Origin of the sequence: Streptomyces sp. NPDC127197, assembly GCF_042672405.1 — a bacterium.
Lineage (GTDB): Bacteria > Actinomycetota > Actinomycetes > Streptomycetales > Streptomycetaceae > Streptomyces > Streptomyces flavusporus.
This window is the reverse complement of record NZ_JBHXVG010000003.1, coordinates 77,222-93,910: the sequence shown is the minus strand read 5'-3', so window position 1 is coordinate 93,910 and position 16,689 is coordinate 77,222. Positions and strand designations below refer to the sequence as shown.

Genomic DNA, 16,689 nt, shown 5'->3' with positions numbered 1-16,689 from the left:
GGACTGCGCCGAGCATACCGACCGGTATGCACGGAGGGGAGGCCTCACCGCAAACGGGGTCCGGAAATCGTCGGCCCTCAGTCCAGTACGCGCGCCAGATACGCCCGCAGCATCTCCCGCATCTCCCCGATGATCTTCTCGTCCCCTTCCGGGTCCACCCGGAACGCCAGATGCACCAGGGTGTCCGCGGTCTCCACCGCGATCAGGAAGGAGCGGCGCAGTTCCTCGTCGGGGGTGCGGTCGAGGTGGCCGGAGAGCAGGTCGGTGAGACGGTCGGCGACGCGATGGTTGGGCTCGCCGTGGCGGACCCCGACGGGGATCTGGTTGCCGAAGTCGACCAGGGAGAAGCCGGGTGCGGTGCGCTTCATGGCGAGGTACTCGTCGACCACGGCGTCCATGGCGGTCCGCCAGTCGCCCTGTTCGGCATCCTTCAGCCGCTCGGTGACGCGCTCGGCGTAGCGTTCCAGGTTGCGCTGCGCGAGCGCGTCGGCCATCTGGCGCTTGTTGCCGAAGAAGCGGTAGACCGAGCCGATGGGGACACCGGCGCGCTGGGCGACCGCGCGGGTGCTCAGGTCGTCGTAGCCGACCTCGTCGAGGAGGTCGGCGCAGGCGTCGAGGATCCGGGTCAGCCGTTCGGCGCTGCGCCGCTGCACGGGCGCACGACGGAGCGTTGTCGCATGGGGCACGGGCTTCATGATGCCCGGTCGGCGTGATCCGGTGAACCGGCGGGTCCCTTGGTCGTGGGCGCCGGCTCGGTTCCCGAGGCGGTGATGTCGGCCGTGCACTCGACGGGTTCGCCGTCGACCGCCCACACGGTGCCGTCGTCGGCGTACAGCCGCGCGGTGACCTGGTGGGTGCCGCGCGGGACGAGACCGGCGGCCAGACGGTACTCGGGCGTGCGCAGTCGGGCGACCGGGCGGCCGTCCAGGAAGAGGCGGGCGAACCCCTGGCCGGGCACCGCCTTCGGCCGTGTACCGGCCGACGAGAAGCGGAAGTCACGGACGGTCAGCCGTACGTCCCAGCCGCCACCGGAGGCGTCGGGCTGGACCTCGATGTCGACCTCGGGGGCGCGCTCCTCGTCCACCTCGCGGTAGGGCTGCCCCTCGTCGTCGGTGTCGTCGAGGATTCTGCCCACCGGCGACGGCGACTCCCCGTTCTTCTGTCCTCCCGCAGCACTGGTGCCACAGCCCACGGATCCGGTCAGCAGCAGGACACAGACCGCGAGCGCGGCGGGAATTCGGCGCGTCCACGACATGAAACGGGAGACTAGAACACCGGTCCGACACCCCGAATCCCCCTGGAGTCTGGTTCTCGTCATCCTCCGGGTCGTCCGTCGAGAGGAGGTCGTACGGACCTCTTGCGCCCCCCGAACCACAATCCTACGGTGAACCATAGGAATCACGTGCAAGGGAGCACCGATCATGAGCGGGGACGCGCGGAAGACCGCCGAAGGGCTGGCCCACCTCCACGGGTTCGGCAACGAGCACAGTTCCGAGGCCGTCCCGGGCGCACTGCCCGAGGGCCGCAACTCACCACAGCGCGCCCCACTGGGCCTCTACGCGGAGCAGCTCAGCGGAACGGCCTTCACGGAACCGCGGGCGCACAACCGCCGCTCGTGGCTCTACCGGATCCGCCCGTCGGTCGCGCACCCGGCCTTCACCCGCGCGGACAACGGCACACTGCGCACGGCGCCCTTCACCGAGACCGTGCCCGACCCGAACCGGCTGCGCTGGAACCCCCTGCCGGAGCCGGCGCCCGGCACGGACTTCCTGGCCGGCCTGTGGACCCTGGGCGGCAACGGCGACGCGACCCAGCGCGCCGGCATGGCCGTGCACCTCTATCACGCCGACGCCGACATGGACCGCGTGTTCAGCGACGCAGACGGCGAGCTGCTGATCGTCCCGGAGCGCGGCGGGCTGCTGCTGCGCACCGAGTTCGGGCTGCTGGCGGCGGAACCGGGCCATGTGGCGCTGATCCCGCGCGGAGTGCGCTTCCGTGTGGAACTCCTCGACGATTCGGCCCGGGGCTACGTCTGCGAGAACTACGGCGCCCCCTTCCGCCTGCCCGACCTCGGCCCGATCGGCGCCAACGGCCTGGCCAACCCCCGCGACTTCCGGGCGCCGGTCGCCGCGTACGAGGACGTCGAGGGCCCGGTCGAGGTGGTCAACAAGTTCTGCGGCAACCTCTGGACGGCCACCTACGACCACTCGCCGCTCGACGTCGTCGCCTGGCACGGCAACCATGTGCCGTACACATACGACCTGCGTCGTTTCAATGTGCTCGGCACCATCAGCTACGACCACCCCGACCCGTCGATCTTCACGGTGCTGACCTCACCGAGCGACACCCCCGGCCTCGCGGGCGTCGACTTCGTGGTCTTCGCGCCGCGCTGGCTGGTGGGCGAGGACACCTTCCGGCCGCCGTACTTCCATCGCAACGTCATGTCCGAGTACATGGGCCTCGTCGAGGGCGCGTACGACGCCAAGGCGGAGGGCTTTGTGCCGGGCGGCGGCTCGCTGCACAACATGATGTCGGCGCACGGTCCGGACCGGGAGACGTTCGACCGGGCCAGCGCCGCCGAGCTGCGGCCGCAGAAGGTCGACGACGGGCTGGCGTTCATGTTCGAGACCCGGTGGCCGGTGACCCTGACCCCGCAGGCGGCGCGCGCCGAGCACCTTCAGCAGGGCTACGACGACGTGTGGCAGGGCCTGCAGCGGCACTTCCGCCCCTTGCACTGAACATTCCCGTGCCGGTACGGATGGCCCCGTGACCTCCTTCGCCCCGCACTCCATCGTCCTGAACCGCAAGCTGCCGCTCTGGTATCAGGTCTCGCAGTCGCTGCGCGCCTCGATCCTCGGCCGCTCGCCGAGGGACCCGCTGCGCCTGCCCACGGAGGAACAACTGGCGGTGCACTACGGCGTGAGCGTGCTGACCATGCGGCAGGCGCTGAAGGAGCTGGAGGACGAGGGCCTCATCACCCGTCACCGCCGGCGCGGCACGTTCATCGAGCCGAACGCCCGCCGGGGCACCCCCGTGCGGCTGCTCGGCTCGGTGGACGCGATCGTGGCCCAGCAGTCCGGTATGACGACCGAGCTGCTGGACCGCGGGCACGCGCGCGTGCCCGCGGAACTCGCCGAGTTCTTCCCGGACCTGGCCGAGGTGGCGACGTACCACCGGCTGCGCAGCGACGAGAAGACGGGCGAGCCGACCAACCACGCCCACAACTACGTCCGTCCCGAACTGGCCGACCGCATCGACCTGGACGACCTGGTCCGCTGGCCGATGACCAAGGTGCTGCGGGACATCGTGGGCGCGGACATCAGCCGCATCACGGACACCGTGGAGGCCCGCCTCGCGGACCCGGAGACGGCCCGCCTCCTCAACGTCCCGCTGCTCAGCCCGATCCTGCACTACACGGGCATCACCTACGACACGGCCGGGCGCGTGCTGGACGTGGCCGTCATCCACTACCGCGGGGACCGCTTCTCCTTCACGGTGACTCTGGACGCCACGTAAGCGCTCCGCTGGGGGCGCGGTGATGAACCTGCGGGCCGGTGGGGGCTGGTCGCGCAGTTCCCGCGCCCCTTCGGGGCGCTCAATTCGTCGTACGATGCCCAGCGTGACGCACGACGACGCTCCGCTGCTCGCGGACCTCATGCCGTGGTCCGTCGCACCGCCGCGGCTCGGCCGGGGGTGGCCGACGGGCCCCGACGCGGCGTCCCTGAAGGCCCGCTGGGACGCCTTCGTGAAGGCCGACGGCCCGGACCGGGAGGCGCTGCTGGAGCCGACGCGCTCCCGCACACTGCACTCGGCCGTGGGTCAGCTGCCCGGCCGGTCCACCGGCACGGAGAAGCTGATCCGCGCCACGGGACCCTGCCCGGAGCCGGTACGCGTCCTGCACGCCCCGTTCGACGAGCAGTGGCTGATCCCCGACCACCGCCTGATCGACGCGGCCCGCCCCGAGCTGTGGCGGGTGGCCGACGAGCACCAGATCTTCGCGGTGGAGGCGACGGCGGCACCGGACGCCGATGGTCCCTTGCTGCTCGCGACCTCCCTGCTGCCGGTCCTCCGCCCCGGCCGCATCCGCCCGTTGTACCGGCGGCCCGGGGGTGAGGAACCGAACCTGGCACCGGGATTGGTGGAGCACCTGGGCGCACGTCTCGGCACCTCGGTGGAGCCGGTGGACGTCCTCGCATGGGCACTGGCGACAGCACGGTACGCACCCGGCGGACACGCCGTCCCCCTCGCCGAGGACGCCGGACTCTGGGCGCAGGGTGTCAAGTTGGGCCACCGGCTGCTGTGGCTGATGCGCCGCAACGGCGAGCGCCCCAAGCTACCCGGAGGCCGCCGCCCGTACGTCCGCGCCCCGCTCCCCTCCCGCCCGCTCACCCTGCACTACGACCGCGACGAGGAGGCCCTGCACCTGGACGAGGGCCGCATCTCACCGGTACCGCCGGAGGCGTGGGACTTCGAGGTGGACGGGACGCGGGTGCTGGAGCACTGGTTCGCGACCCGCACCGCCGAACCGGAACCGGGCACGCTGGCCGCGATCCGCCCGGCGACCTGGCCGCAGGCGTGGACGTCGGAGCTGCTGGAGCTGATCACGGCGCTGGCACTGCTGGCGGAACTGCGGTCACAGCAGAAGGAGTTGACAGTGACGGCGCCGATCACGGCAGCCGAGCTGCGCAGGGCGGGGGTGCTTCCGGTGGCGGAGGCGGCACGGAAGCCGGCCTCGGTTCTCGATCATCATGAAGAGGGCCCCGAGGGCCAGTTCGCACTGATCTAGTTCCGGGACTCGAAGGCGTCCAGGATCCGGCTCAGCATCAATTCAAAAGCCCCGTCGAGATCGATCGGCCCAGGATCCTCCATGAACGCCGCCGCCAGCCTGGGATACGCCCCGCTGGCCACCTGACTCCCGAGGTAGGCGATCCGTACCGCATTCTCCTGCTCCGCCGACCACGGCAAGGACCGGGTCCGCTCGGCGTTGGCGAGTTCCGTCGCGACATACGACGTCACACACCCGTTCAGCATCCCGATGAGCTGCATCTTCATGCTGTAGGGCGCCTCCAGCGGGTCCAGGCAGGCCAGGCAGTGCTCCAGGTAGCGCAGGGCGTTGGGGCTGAAGCCGTAGACCGGTGACATCAGCCGCGTCATCCAGGGATGCCGGTGCATCAGCGAACGCGTCTGGTGAGCGACCCGGGCCATGTCGGCCCGCCAGTCCCCGCTCGGCTCCCACAGCTCGTGCTCCCCGCTGACCGTGTCCACCATCAGCTCGTACAGGTCTTCCTTGCGGGGGACGTAGTTGTACAGCGACATCGTCCCGCAGCCCAGCTCGCCCGCGACGCGCCGCATCGACACCGCGTCCAGCCCCTCCGCGTCCGCGATCCGCACCGCGGCCGCCGCGATGTCGGCACGGGTGAACGCCGGTTTCGGCCCTCGCCCCGTCCGCTCAGGTCGCGCCCAGATCACCCCGGGTTCGGCCGCTCTGCCCGCCATCGATCATCACCTCGGCCACCATCCTAGTTACGTACACCGTACGTAATGCGCTATGGTCGGGTCATGACTACTACGTACGCTGTACTTAGTGAAGGTCTGGAGAAGCGGTTCGGCGAGGTCCACGCCCTGCGCGGACTGGATCTGGCCGTCGCGCAGGGCACCGTCTGCGGACTCCTCGGCCCCAACGGCGCGGGTAAGACCACGGCGGTACGGCTCCTCACCACGCTCCTGCGACCGGACGCCGGCTCGGCCCGCATCGCCGGGCACGACCTGCTCCGGGAGCCGGCAGCCGTCCGGCGCCGGATCGGCGTCACCGGCCAGTACGCCTCGGTCGACGGCGATCTCACCGGCCGGGAGAACCTCCGGCTGTTCGCCCGGCTGCACCGGGTGCGCGGGCCGGCCGAGCGGGCCGGCGAGCTCCTGGACCGCTTCGGGCTGGCCGAGGCGGCCGACCGGCCGACGTCCACGTACTCGGGCGGGATGCGGCGCCGCCTCGACCTGGCGGCGAGTCTCGTCCGCCGCCCCGACGTGCTGTTCCTGGACGAGCCCACGACCGGCCTCGACCCGGCCAGCCGAAACCGCATCTGGGACGCCGTACGGGAGCTGACCGCCGACGGTACGACCGTGCTGCTGACCACGCAGTACCTGGAGGAGGCCGACCAACTCGCCGACGACATCGCCCTGGTGGACGGGGGGCGGGTCGCGCACACGGGTTCGCCCGCCCAGTTCAAGGCACTCATGGGCGCACACGTCGAGGTCGTCGTCACGGACGCCGACGTCATGGTGAAGGCGGCGGCCGTACTGGATCAACTCACTGGCGTCGAGCCTTCGTTCGACCACGACCGGCGCGCCGTCGGCGCGGTCACCAGGGACGTCACGCTCACGCTCCCCCGCCTGGTGCGCGAACTCGACGCGGCGGGCGTGCCGTTGCTCGACGCAAGCCTCAGACCACCGACCCTGGACGACGTCTTCCTGCGACTCACCGAGGAGCGTGCGGCATGAGTACGTTGGCGTACGACGGCGGCGCGATGCTGGGCCGGCAGCTGCGGCGGATCCGGAACAATCCGGGGCTGCTGATCCTGACCCAGACCATGCCGATCACCATGCTGCTGTTCTTCGGCTACGTCTTCGGCAGCGCCCTGGCGATGCCCGGCGCGGAGTACCGGTCCTTCCTGGTGCCCGGTCTGCTGGTGGCGACCGCCGCCAACGGGATCATGACCGGCATGTTCCAGGCCGCCCAGGACACACACCGGGGCGTGATGGACCGCTTCCGGACGCTGCCCGTGAGCCGGGCCGCCGTACCGCTGGGGCAGGCGGCCGCGGATCTGGTCGTGACGGCCGTCGGGACGGTGCCGTTCCTGCTGGTCGGGCTCGCGGTGGGCTGGCGGATCGAAGGGTCAGCACTCGAAGCGGCGGGCGCCGTGGGGCTGTTGCTGCTGTTCCGGTTCGCGACAACGTGGGTCGGGATCTTCCTGGGGCTGCTCACGCGGAACGAAGAGGCGGCCGGTCAACTGGGCGGAGCGACGTTCATCCTGCCGCTGCTGTCCAACGCGTACATCCCGACCGACGGTCTGCCGGGCTGGCTGCGCACCCTGGCCGAGTGGAACCCGATCAGCGCGGTCACCACGGCCCTGCGCACCCTCTTCGGCAACGCGCCCGTACCGGCCGGCGCCGCCTGGCCGGTCGCCCATCCCGTCGCCGGGTCGCTGGCATGGTGCGCGGTACTGCTCGCGGTGTTCGCTCCGCTCGCCGTACGCCGGTACGCGCACGGCGAGCGGTGACACGCGCGGACACCACGGTGGGGCACGGGCGGGCGCCCGGCACTGCCGGGTGGGGGCGCGGCGCGTGGCGTCGGGGAAACGCACCCGCGCTCAGGCAGGACACCAGGGCGTTCCGCGTGCCGTGGGGATGATGGACGGCGGGGTCGCGGTGCTGTGCCGGGAGGTGTGGCCGGCCGAGCGCGGGTCCTCGAGGCGTCGAGGAGACGCAGGTGCCGGTCAGCGCCCGCCGAACAGCGTGCGGCGCAGCCGGCGCAGCGGCGCGAAGAGCGAGACCCGGCTCACTCGCGCACCCCTGGCGCTGGGGGTGTGCGCAGGCTCACGCGCGGTCAGCTCACGCATCAGCGAGGTCGCCTCGGCCGTCTCTCCCTGGGGGACCGCAGGGCCCGCCAGCACCGAGAGATGGCGGTCGAGGCGCGAACTGGTCGCGCTGCTCCCGCAGGTGATCGCAGGGACCCTTGCCCTGCTGCGCACTGTTATCTGTTCCATGTCACTCCCCACCCGTACGAGTCCACCCGGCCCGGGCAGGGTAACCCTATCGCTCCCTCGGGGCACGCGTGTATCGCGGGCACAGGATTCACCTTCCCCGTAAGGGTGTTGACGATCACTATCCGAATCCAACCGATTTCAGGGCGAGTTGAACAACTGGCTGGCTGGTGGGCTGCGCTGAGCCACCGTCGGGTTCGACGGTCACGGCGAGTGACGTGGCGGACGGGTCGAGCCCGGTTGCGACCAAGGGCGTGTCGCCGTCGAAGAGGCCCAGGGAGCGCGGTTGCTCCTGGGGGCGCATGAGCCACAGCTGGTGCACCCGGTCGTCCGGCAGCTCGCCGTATCCGCTCAGGGTGACCACCGCACGCCCCTCAGATGCGGAAGCGATCACTCCGATACTTCGGCCCTTGCCGTCCCGGCCGGTCGTCGCTCGTGCGTCGGGAGCGGCCAGGACGTGGGCGATCTCACGTGCCTGGGCGCGCTCGGCGGCCAGTTGCTCCTGGGTCCGGTTCGCCTGGACGGCGAACAGCGAGGCGACGACGAGGGCCGCCGCGGCGGTCGCGGTGGCGAACGGGACGAACAGGGGGCGCGGCCGGGGCGTACGGGTGCGCGCCGGGGGCGGCTGGGTGCCCCACACATGGGGCGGCAGCGTGGGGGTGTGCCCACGCGCCGGGGCGGGTTCCTGCGGAGTGGTCCGTACGGCGGCCAGGACCCGGTCCCGCAGCGCGGCCGGCGCCGGGGCGGCCGTGGACCAGGCGAGGCGGACCGCGTCCTCGGACAGCGCCCGCACCTCGGCGGCGCAGCGGTCGCAGCGCGCCAGGTGTTTCTCGAAGCGGCGCCGCTCGTCGGGTTCGAGGGCGTCCAGCGCATAGGGCGCGGCGAGGCTGTGCTGGTCCTCGCGGCCCAGCAGTCGGCCGAGGATGCTCACGCGACTCCTCCCAGGCACTCGCGCAGCCGGGTCAGTCCGTCGCGCATCCGGGTCTTGACCGTGCCCAGCGGCAGGGAGAGCCGCTCGGCCACTTCACGGTAGGTGTAGCCGTCGTAGTAGGCGAGGGTGACGGACTGCCGTTGGAGGGCGGTGAGCCGGTCCAGGCAGCGGCGTACCCATTCGCGTTCGAGTTCAGCCTCGACCTCCTCGGAGACATGGTCGAAGGCGGGGTGGTGGGCGCGCCGGGCCTCGCGCTCCTCGCGTTCGCCGGCCGCGCGGGCGCTGCGCACCCGGTCGACGGCGCGGCGGTGGGCGAGGGTGAGGACCCAGGACAGGGCGCTGCCGCGGGCCGGGTCGAACCGGGCGGCGGACCGCCAGAGTTCGAGCAGTACCTCCTGGGCCACCTCCTCGGACTGGGCCGGATCCCGCACTACCCGCTTCACCAGCCCGAACACCGGCCCGGACACCAGTGCGTAGAGCTCTTCGAATGCCTTCTGGTCGCCGCCCGCGACGCGCACCAGAAGTTCGTCCGCCCCCACTCGGTCCCCCTCTCTCCGGCCGCACAGGGCCGGTCCCGTCCCACGAGGCATTCGCAACGAACCCACCTCCGGATGGGGTTACGGATCAGCGGGCCGAAAACGCGGGTCGAGCAGCGAGGAAATGAGTTTTCAGGTTCGACCAATCCGGTCCGGGCGTGGCTCCGAATCCCCGGCGTCAGGCAAGTTGGCACTGAGGACGGACGGCATGACAGCTATCTCCAAGCGCGGCGCAGGACTCAGGAGCGTCGCCACCCTCGTCTGTGGTGCGCTGGCCGCCGGAGGGCTCGCAGCCGCCGGCGTGACCGCGCTGGAACCGGGGGAGGCGGAAGCCTCCAGCCACCGGGAGGCCCCGCTGATCTCGGGGACCCCGCAGTACGACAACACCGACGTGTACGCGTTCGTGAGCCCGGACAAGCCGGACACGACGACGATCATCGCCAACTGGATCCCGTTCGAGGAACCGGCCGGCGGTCCGAACTTCTTCACCTTCGCCGAGGACGCCCAGTACGACATCCACATCGACAACAACGGCGACGCGCAGGGCGAACTGCTGTTCCGCTACACGTTCAAGACGCATACGAAGAACGAGAAGACGTTCCTCTACAACACCGGTCCCGTCGAGAGCCTCGACGACCCGGACCTCAACGTCACCCAGACGTACGACATCGAGCTGCTGAAGCTGAAGGACCAGCACCTGCAGTCCCGGACGAAGATCGCCGACGATGTGCCGGTCGCGCCGTCGAACGTCGGCAAGGCGTCGATGCCGGACTACGCGGGGCTGCGCAAGCAGGCCGTCCATGAACTGGCCGGCGGCTCGACGACGTTCGCCGGGCAGGCCGACGACCCGTTCTTCCTGGACCTGCGCGTCTTCGACCTGCTGTACGGCGGGAACCTCTCCGAGGTCGGCAACGACACGCTCAAGGGCTACAACGTCAACTCCATCGCCCTGCAGGTGCCCAACGAGATGATCCAGGAGTCGGCGGACCAGCCGATCGTCGGCATCTGGTCGACGACCCAGCGCAAGAACGCCCAGGGCCACTTCACGCAGGTCTCCCGGCTCGGCAACCCGCTGGTCAACGAGGTCGTCAACCCGATCGAGGACAAGGACACGTTCAACGCGTCCGCGCCGTGGGACGACGCCCAGTTCCTGGAGAACGTCACCAATCCCGAACTGCCGAAGCTCATCGAGGCGATCTACAAGATCAAGGCGCCCGCCGAGCCGCGCAACGACCTGGTCGACGTCTTCCTCAAGGGCGTGAAGGACCTCAACCAGCCGCCGCACGTCCGCCCGGCGGAGCAACTGCGCCTCAACACCTCGATCGCACCGGCCGCGAAGCCCAAGCGACTCGGCGTCCTCGACGGCGACAACGCCGGCTTCCCGAACGGCCGTCGCCTCACCGACGACGTGATCGACGCCTCGCTCCAGGTCGTCGAGGGTGAACTGCTCGGCCAGAAGAACGACCTGGGCGACGCGGTCGACAAGAACGACAAGGAGTTCGAGAAGGCCTTCCCGTACGTCGCCCTGCCGACGGAGGGTTCCCGCGGCCCGCTCGCCAAGGGCACCTCGGGCGGCAACGACGTGCGCAACCAGATCGGCGACGCGCTGCAGCCGGCCGGGGCCTCCGACGACAACATGACGCTGATCGCCGCCTCCGCGGGCGCGGGTGCGGCAGGGATCCTCCTGATCGGCGCCGGCCTGATGTGGTGGCGCCGCATGCGGGGCCGCGCGTACTGACGCGCCCCCCTACCGACTGGCGCGGCCCGTCCCTCCCCATCCCCCACGGCACGGGCCGCGCCGCCTCACGATGACGACCCTTTTGTGTACGAGGAGAGGGCATGGTCCCGCGTACGAACGACAACGAGCCGGAGCACGAGACCGACCGGAGCCCGGCCACCGAGGGAACCGCGGCCACCGCGGACACGGCCACCGAGAGGACCTCGGGCGCGGCGGACGCCGACCGCACCGCCGCGGGCGTCGACGAGCGGGTCGCTGCTCTGCGGCGGGTTGCTGCGGCCGGGCGGCGCCTGCGGGGCGGGCGGGTTGCCGGGTGTGCCGCCCTGTTGGCCGTGGCCCTGACCGCCGGTTCGATCGCCGTGGGGAACGTCCGGGACGGCGACGGTCGTGGCCTGGCCGCGGCGCCCGCCGCCGTCGCTCCGACGGTGCTGGCGAGCGGCGACCTCGACTCGAGCATCGGCACCCTGCAGGACCATCTCCGCGCCCAGCCAAGGGACTTCGGCGGCTGGGCCACCCTCGGCCTCGCCTACGTCGAACAGGCCAGGGTCGACGGCGACCCCTCGCGCTACCCGCAGGCCGAGCGGGCACTGGACCGTTCCCTCGCCCTCGAACCCGAGGGCGACCAGGCCCTGGCCGGCCTGGCCGCCCTCGCCGCGGCCCGGCACGACTTCACCGGCGCCCTCGACTTCGCCGGCCGCGCCCTGAAGCAGAACCCCTACAACGAACGCGCCCTGGCCACCCGTATCGACGCCCTCGTCGAACTCGGCCGCTACGACGCCGCGTCGAAGGCCGCCGACACCGCCGACACCCGCCGGCCGGGGATCCCGGTCTTCACGCGGTACGCGTACGTGCGCGAACTCCGCGGCGACGTCCGCACGGCCCGTCGGGTCCTGGAACAGGCCCTCGACAACGCCGTCGCACCCGGCGACGTGGCGTACGTCGCCACCGCACTCGGCCAACTCGCCTGGAACCAGGGCGACTACACGACCGCCCTGGACCACTATGCCCGCGCCCTCGCCGCCGACGACACCTACCTGCCCGCCCTGGAGGGCCGCGCCCGCGCCCAGGCCGCGAGCGGTGATCTCACCGAGGCCGTGCGGGGCATGGAGGCGGTCGTCACCCGCGCCCCGCTGCCCGGCGCGCTCGTCGCCCTCGGTGAGCTGTACGAGGAGCGCGGCGCGGAGGGCGACCGGGCCAGGGCCCGCGACCAGTACGCCCTCGTCGACGCCTGGACGGCGCTGGCCCGCGCGAGCGGCGTCAACCCCGACCTCGACACCGCGCTCGCGGCCGCCGACCACGGCGACGCGGACCTGGCCCTGCGCGCGGCCCGCGCCGAGTGGTCCCGCCGCCACACCGTGCACACCGCGGACGCCCTCGCCTGGGCGCTGCACGTGGGCGGCCGCGACGAGGAAGCCCTGCGCTACGCCCGCCGGGCCACCGCCACCGGCTACCGCAACGCCGCCTTCCTGCACCACCGCGGCATGATCGAGCTCGCCACGGGCCGTACGAAGGACGCCCGCGCCTCCCTGACGGCGGCACTGGAACTGAACCCCGGGTTCTCCCCGTCGGCCGCTCGCGAGGCCCGCGCGGCGCTGAAGACCCTGGGGGCCGAGTGAGGCCCCGTCGTGTTCTCGCCTCCGCCGCGGCCGTCCTGGGCGTCGCCGGCGCGATCGTGCTCGTGCCCGCCACCGCCGCAAGCGCGCACCCTTTGGGCAACTTCACCGTCAACCACTACGACGGTCTCGTCGCCGCCCCCGGTGAGCTGCGCGTCGACCATGTCGAGGACCTCGCCGAGATCCCGGCGACCCAGGCCGGACCGGACGTGGAACGGCTCGGCGTCACCGCATGGGCCCGCGGGCGGTGCGCGGACGCCGCGCGGGACAGCGAGGCGACGGTCGACGGACGCACGGTCGGGCTCGACGTCGTCGAGAGCCACGCGCGCGTGCTGCCCGGTCAGGCGGGACTCGACACCCTGCGGGTGGAGTGCCGGCTGACGGCTCCCCTCCCCGAGACCGACTCCGTGACGGTCGGTTTCCGCAGCGCGGGCGCCGACTCCGGCCCCGGCTGGCGGGAGATCATCGCGCGCGGGGACCGCATGACGCTCACCGCGTCGGACGTGCCGGAGAAGTCGCCGTCGCGTCAACTGACCGCCTATCCCGAGGAACTGCTGTCCTCCCCGGCCGGCACGACGTCCGCGTCCCTGCGCGTGCGCCCCGGCGGTCCCGCCCTGGCCGAGGAGCAGGGCGACGCGCCCGCCGCGTCCGTCCTGCCACGCGGCGCCGACCACTGGACCCGGGCCCTGGAATCCCTGGTCGCCCGGCACGACCTCACCGTCGGCTTCGCCGCCCTGGCCCTGCTCATCGCGGTCGGCCTCGGCGCGATGCACGCGCTCGCACCGGGCCACGGCAAGACCCTCATGGCCGCAACGGCGGCGGCCCACGGCGGCCGCGCCCGTATGCGGCACGTCCTCCCCCTGGCCGCCTCGGTGACGGTCACCCACACCCTCGGTGTGGTCGCCCTCGGCCTCCTGGTCACGGCCGGCTCCGCGGCGGCACCCTCGGTGATCGCCTGGCTGGGCATCGCGAGCGGGGTGCTGGTGACACTGGCGGGAGCGGGCCTCGTACGACGGGCGTTCCGCAACCGCGAACAGGCCCACGCCCACACGCACACCCATGACCACGAGCACGAGTACGCCCACGACCACCGCGACCACGAGCACAAAAAACACAGCCACGATCACGACCACGGTCACGATCACCAGCACACCCACCCCCATACCATCGAGCACAGCCATGGCGGCCACACCCACTCCCACCCCATCGCCCCCACTCTCCGCGGCACGATCCTCATGGGCTTCGCCGGCGGGCTCGTGCCCAGTCCCTCGGCCGTCGTCGTGCTCGTCGGCGCGGCGGCGCTCGGGCAGGCCTGGTTCGGGCTGCTGCTCGTCGTCGCGTACGGCGCCGGGCTCGCGCTCACCCTCACCGCGGCCGGGTTCGCCGTCGTCCGGTTCGGCAGCGGCGTGACCCGGGCGCTGGTCCGGCGGCCCCGCTGGACCGCCAACCCGCTGGCCGCCCTGATCCGCCGTACCGCGCCGGTGGGTTCCGCGTTCGTCGTCGTCGCCCTCGGGGCCGGATTGGTGTTCAGGGGGGCGGCATCCGCATTCGGCTGAGCTACTTTTGGGGAGAAATCAGACGAGACATCGCTCGCGGATGCGAAGGGGGGCACCGGTGTCCGTGGATCCGGGCAGTGAACGCGTGATCGCCGGGCGCTACCGCCTGCTGTCCCCGCTCGGCGAGGGCGGCATGGGGACGGTGTGGCTCGCCCGCGACGAGGTGTTGCGCCGCGAGGTCGCCGTCAAGGAGGTGCGGGCCCCGGCGGGGCTGCCGGCCGCCGACGTGGAGCGGATGTACACCCGTCTGGAGCGGGAGGCCTGGGCCGCCGCGCGGGTCGGGAACCGCAATGTGGTGACGGTGTACGACGTGGCCACGGACGAGGGCCGGCCGTGGATCGTGATGGAGCTGGTCCGCGGGATCTCCCTCGCCGAGCTGCTGGACGCCGAGGGCCCGCTGTCCCCGCAGCGCGCGGCGCACATCGGCGCCGAGGTGCTGTCCGCGCTGCGTGCCGCGCACGAGGCCGGGGTGCTGCACCGGGACGTGAAGCCGGGCAACGTACTGCTGTCGAACGACGGCCGGGTGGTGCTCACCGATTTCGGGATCGCGATGGTGGAGGGCAGCTCCGCGCTGACCATGACCGGGGAGGTGGTCGGCTCGCCCGAGTTCCTGGCGCCGGAACGGGCGCTCGGCCGCACACCGGGTCCCGAGTCGGACCTGTGGTCGCTCGGCGTGCTGCTGTATGCGGCGGTGGAGGGCAGTTCCCCGTTCCGCCACGACACGCCGTTGAGCACCCTGCGGGCGATCGTCGACGAGGAGTTGCCACCGCCCCGCCGGGCCGGTCCGCTCACTCCCGTCATCGAGGGGTTGCTGCGCAAGGACCCCGCCGAGCGGCTGTCGGCCGCGCGGGCCGAGCAGGACCTGCGGCTGATCGGCGCGGGAGGCATGCCGCGCGCGGACACGGCCCCCACGACGCCGTACACCCCGTACGCCCCGACCGTCGCGGCCCACCGACAGCCGCAGCCGCCGACTCCGCCCCAACCCTCCCCAGCTGCCCCTGCCGCGACCACCGTCGACGAACCGCGCCGCGACCGACGCACCGCCGCCGTCCTGATCGCCGGCGTCACCGCCCTGGCGCTGGCGATCGCCGGTCTCACGTACGCGCTGCTGAACCGCGACAACGGCGACAACCGCACCGTGGGGGGCGGCAACACCCCTACGGCGGAGGCGACTTCAACGGCGCCCGAGGAGGAGACCACTCCGGCCACCACCGCTCCCACCACCCCGACCCCGAGCAGCAGTCCGACGACCGCTCCCCCACCGCAGTCGGTGACGGTCGCCCTCGCCGGCGCCCGCACGGAGTACTCGGGCACGTGCCCGCCGCCGAACGACCAGGCTCCCGCGTTCACGGCGACGTTCACGGTGGGACGGCTGCCCGCGGAGGTGGACTACCGCTGGGTGACCAAGGACGGCGAGGTCGAGAGCTGGAAGACGCTGTCGTTCCCCGAGGGGGGCGAGAAGACCAAGCAGGACCGGGTGATCGTGACGACGTACGCCGACAGTGGGACGTATCAGAACGAGATCAGTGTCGAGGTCCGCGATCCGGTCCGGACGACGTCCGACGCGGTGGCATTCTCGGTGACTTGTGTGACGGAGACCCCGACGGGCGGGGCCTCCCCTTCACCTACGCCGACTCCCTGAGGATCAGGCGGCGTTGTCGAGCACCGGCAGATAGCCGCCGGACTGGCCGTTCGCGGTCGGGTGGTACGACTCGCCGATGTTGAGCCAGTTGACGCTGTGCAGCCAGGAGCTGCCGGAGCAGATCTCGTGGCCGGTGAAGGTGCCGCGCACGTCGCCCCAGGTGAAGCCGTGGTTCAGGGCGCGCTTCTGGATGGCGGTGTTGAGGTGGTCGGAGGCGTCGTTGATGGCCTTGCGCTTGGTCTCGGACAGACCGAGGCACGCCTGGCCGAGCTTGTAGAAGCGGGGGTAGCCGAGCACGACGACCTGCGCCGCGGGTGCCTTGCTGCGGATCGCCGAGTAGACGGTGTCGAGCTTGCCGGGCAGCGTCGTGTCGACGTACGCCCTGGCGGTGTTGATGCGGGAGATGCAGGCGCTGTCGGACTGGAGTACGCACGTCGTCATGACGTCCGCGAAGCCGGCGTCGTTGCCGCCGACGCTGATGGACACCACACCCGTGCTCGCGTTGAGCGGGGCCAGTTGACCGGCGAGGACTTCATCCGTTCGGGCGCCGGAGCAGGCCGTGAAGGCGAACGAGGAGGGTGAGTTGGCGGCGGCCCAGAGGTACGGGTACGCCTTCGTGCTGCGCTTGCAGTCGCCGCTGGAGCTGATGTAACTGCCCGCGCCGACGCCGGAGGAGTAGGAGTCGCCGAGCGCCACATAGCCGGTGGCGGCGGCTTCGGACGCCTGCGCCGAAGCGGCCCCCGTGAGGGCAGCCGATGCGGCGAGGAGGAGGGAGCCGAGTAACACGACAAGTCGGGAACGTCTCATGGAACCTCCCTTTAGCAGGATCTCTGCCTCAACTTTCGTACCAACTACGCGTGTTGAACGGAAGTGTCCATGCCAAGACCTTTCACTCATCCTCCACATGAACCCT

The 16,689-nt window shown here is 71.7% G+C and carries 16 protein-coding genes; 9 read left to right on the top strand and 7 right to left on the bottom strand.

Annotation, left to right across the window (positions count from 1 at the left end; all coding sequences use genetic code 11):
- Positions 1 to 77: 77 nt before the first annotated feature.
- Both ACFVJQ_RS05555 and ACFVJQ_RS05550 read right to left on the bottom strand, forming a co-directional pair.
- Entirely contained in the window at positions 78 to 695 is a 618-nt protein-coding gene (locus ACFVJQ_RS05555; protein WP_385512987.1) for a TetR family transcriptional regulator, read from the bottom strand.
- Entirely contained in the window at positions 692 to 1,255 is a 564-nt protein-coding gene (locus ACFVJQ_RS05550) for a hypothetical protein (RefSeq protein ID WP_385512986.1), read from the bottom strand. The genes ACFVJQ_RS05555 and ACFVJQ_RS05550 overlap by 4 nt, the downstream gene beginning before the upstream one ends.
- A 166-nt stretch (positions 1,256 to 1,421) precedes the next feature.
- Here ACFVJQ_RS05550 and hmgA point away from each other — a divergent pair, with 166 nt between their 5' ends.
- From hmgA to ACFVJQ_RS05535, 3 genes are all read left to right on the top strand, one after another.
- Positions 1,422 to 2,738 (top strand): homogentisate 1,2-dioxygenase, encoded by a 1,317-nt coding sequence (hmgA, locus tag ACFVJQ_RS05545; RefSeq protein ID WP_385781156.1) that lies wholly within the window; start codon positions 1,422 to 1,424, stop codon positions 2,736 to 2,738.
- A 28-nt stretch (positions 2,739 to 2,766) separates the two neighbouring features.
- Positions 2,767 to 3,516: a GntR family transcriptional regulator gene (locus ACFVJQ_RS05540; protein WP_385512984.1), complete on the top strand. Its 750-nt coding sequence runs from the start codon at positions 2,767 to 2,769 to the stop codon at positions 3,514 to 3,516.
- A 94-nt stretch (positions 3,517 to 3,610) separates the two neighbouring features.
- Positions 3,611 to 4,786, top strand: coding sequence for a type ISP restriction/modification enzyme (locus tag ACFVJQ_RS05535; protein WP_385512983.1), 1,176 nt, complete (start codon positions 3,611 to 3,613; stop codon positions 4,784 to 4,786).
- Here ACFVJQ_RS05535 and ACFVJQ_RS05530 read toward each other — a convergent pair.
- Positions 4,783 to 5,496, bottom strand: a complete 714-nt coding sequence (locus tag ACFVJQ_RS05530; protein WP_385781153.1) for a TetR/AcrR family transcriptional regulator C-terminal domain-containing protein — start codon at positions 5,494 to 5,496, stop codon at positions 4,783 to 4,785. The two genes, ACFVJQ_RS05535 and ACFVJQ_RS05530, sit on opposite strands and share 4 nt — an antisense overlap.
- Positions 5,497 to 5,559: 63 nt before the next feature.
- Between ACFVJQ_RS05530 and ACFVJQ_RS05525 the strand changes: the two genes are divergently transcribed.
- Together ACFVJQ_RS05525 and ACFVJQ_RS05520 are read left to right on the top strand one after the other, a co-directional pair.
- Entirely contained in the window at positions 5,560 to 6,498 is a 939-nt protein-coding gene (locus ACFVJQ_RS05525; RefSeq protein WP_385781150.1) for an ATP-binding cassette domain-containing protein, read from the top strand.
- Positions 6,495 to 7,277, top strand: coding sequence for an ABC transporter permease (locus ACFVJQ_RS05520; protein ID WP_385512981.1), 783 nt, complete (start codon positions 6,495 to 6,497; stop codon positions 7,275 to 7,277). Before ACFVJQ_RS05525 ends, ACFVJQ_RS05520 begins: the two co-directional genes overlap by 4 nt.
- 216 nt (positions 7,278 to 7,493) lie before the next feature.
- On the opposite strand, the gene ACFVJQ_RS05515 is transcribed toward ACFVJQ_RS05520, so the two are convergent.
- The 3 genes from ACFVJQ_RS05515 to sigK all read right to left on the bottom strand — a co-directional run bounded on the left by ACFVJQ_RS05515 (position 7,494) and on the right by sigK (position 9,230).
- Positions 7,494 to 7,763: a hypothetical protein gene (locus tag ACFVJQ_RS05515; RefSeq protein ID WP_385512980.1), complete on the bottom strand. Its 270-nt coding sequence runs from the start codon at positions 7,761 to 7,763 to the stop codon at positions 7,494 to 7,496.
- Between the two features lie 118 nt (positions 7,764 to 7,881).
- A complete protein-coding gene (locus tag ACFVJQ_RS05510; protein ID WP_385781145.1) occupies positions 7,882 to 8,691 on the bottom strand; it encodes an anti-sigma factor domain-containing protein in 810 nt (269 codons plus the stop codon).
- Positions 8,688 to 9,230: an ECF RNA polymerase sigma factor SigK gene (gene sigK / locus ACFVJQ_RS05505; protein ID WP_165396161.1), complete on the bottom strand. Its 543-nt coding sequence runs from the start codon at positions 9,228 to 9,230 to the stop codon at positions 8,688 to 8,690. Before sigK ends, ACFVJQ_RS05510 begins: the two co-directional genes overlap by 4 nt.
- A 205-nt stretch (positions 9,231 to 9,435) precedes the next feature.
- Between sigK and ACFVJQ_RS05500 the strand changes: the two genes are divergently transcribed.
- The 4 genes from ACFVJQ_RS05500 (at position 9,436) to ACFVJQ_RS05485 (ending at position 15,776) form a co-directional block, all read left to right on the top strand.
- On the top strand, positions 9,436 to 10,965 hold the full coding sequence (locus ACFVJQ_RS05500) for a DUF4331 domain-containing protein (RefSeq protein WP_385512978.1): 1,530 nt from the start codon (positions 9,436 to 9,438) through the stop codon (positions 10,963 to 10,965).
- 101 nt (positions 10,966 to 11,066) lie between these two features.
- On the top strand, positions 11,067 to 12,581 hold the full coding sequence (locus ACFVJQ_RS05495; RefSeq protein WP_385781141.1) for a tetratricopeptide repeat protein: 1,515 nt from the start codon (positions 11,067 to 11,069) through the stop codon (positions 12,579 to 12,581).
- On the top strand, positions 12,578 to 14,134 hold the full coding sequence (locus ACFVJQ_RS05490; protein WP_385781138.1) for a nickel transporter: 1,557 nt from the start codon (positions 12,578 to 12,580) through the stop codon (positions 14,132 to 14,134). Before ACFVJQ_RS05495 ends, ACFVJQ_RS05490 begins: the two co-directional genes overlap by 4 nt.
- A 58-nt stretch (positions 14,135 to 14,192) precedes the next feature.
- Complete coding sequence (locus ACFVJQ_RS05485; RefSeq protein WP_385781136.1) at positions 14,193 to 15,776, top strand: serine/threonine-protein kinase; 1,584 nt, start codon at positions 14,193 to 14,195, stop codon at positions 15,774 to 15,776.
- Positions 15,777 to 15,779: 3 nt separating this feature from the next.
- Here ACFVJQ_RS05485 and ACFVJQ_RS05480 read toward each other — a convergent pair whose 3' ends face one another.
- Complete coding sequence (locus ACFVJQ_RS05480; protein ID WP_385781133.1) at positions 15,780 to 16,583, bottom strand: SGNH/GDSL hydrolase family protein; 804 nt, start codon at positions 16,581 to 16,583, stop codon at positions 15,780 to 15,782.
- Between the last annotated feature and the right edge of the window lie 106 nt (positions 16,584 to 16,689).

Excerpts from the sequence above, each read along its gene's own strand:
- ACFVJQ_RS05555 (WP_385512987.1), bottom strand. The coding sequence starts at position 695 with ATGAAGCCCGTGCCCCATGCGACAACGCTCCGTCGTGCGCCCGTGCAG.
- ACFVJQ_RS05550 (WP_385512986.1), bottom strand. The coding sequence starts at position 1,255 with ATGTCGTGGACGCGCCGAATTCCCGCCGCGCTCGCGGTCTGTGTCCTG.
- hmgA (WP_385781156.1), top strand. The coding sequence starts at position 1,422 with ATGAGCGGGGACGCGCGGAAGACCGCCGAAGGGCTGGCCCACCTCCAC.
- ACFVJQ_RS05535 (WP_385512983.1), top strand. The coding sequence starts at position 3,611 with ATGCCCAGCGTGACGCACGACGACGCTCCGCTGCTCGCGGACCTCATG.
- ACFVJQ_RS05530 (WP_385781153.1), bottom strand. The coding sequence starts at position 5,496 with ATGGCGGGCAGAGCGGCCGAACCCGGGGTGATCTGGGCGCGACCTGAG.
- ACFVJQ_RS05525 (WP_385781150.1), top strand. The coding sequence starts at position 5,560 with ATGACTACTACGTACGCTGTACTTAGTGAAGGTCTGGAGAAGCGGTTC.
- ACFVJQ_RS05520 (WP_385512981.1), top strand. The coding sequence starts at position 6,495 with ATGAGTACGTTGGCGTACGACGGCGGCGCGATGCTGGGCCGGCAGCTG.
- ACFVJQ_RS05515 (WP_385512980.1), bottom strand. The coding sequence starts at position 7,763 with ATGGAACAGATAACAGTGCGCAGCAGGGCAAGGGTCCCTGCGATCACC.
- ACFVJQ_RS05500 (WP_385512978.1), top strand. The coding sequence starts at position 9,436 with ATGACAGCTATCTCCAAGCGCGGCGCAGGACTCAGGAGCGTCGCCACC.
- ACFVJQ_RS05495 (WP_385781141.1), top strand. The coding sequence starts at position 11,067 with ATGGTCCCGCGTACGAACGACAACGAGCCGGAGCACGAGACCGACCGG.
- ACFVJQ_RS05480 (WP_385781133.1), bottom strand. The coding sequence starts at position 16,583 with ATGAGACGTTCCCGACTTGTCGTGTTACTCGGCTCCCTCCTCCTCGCC.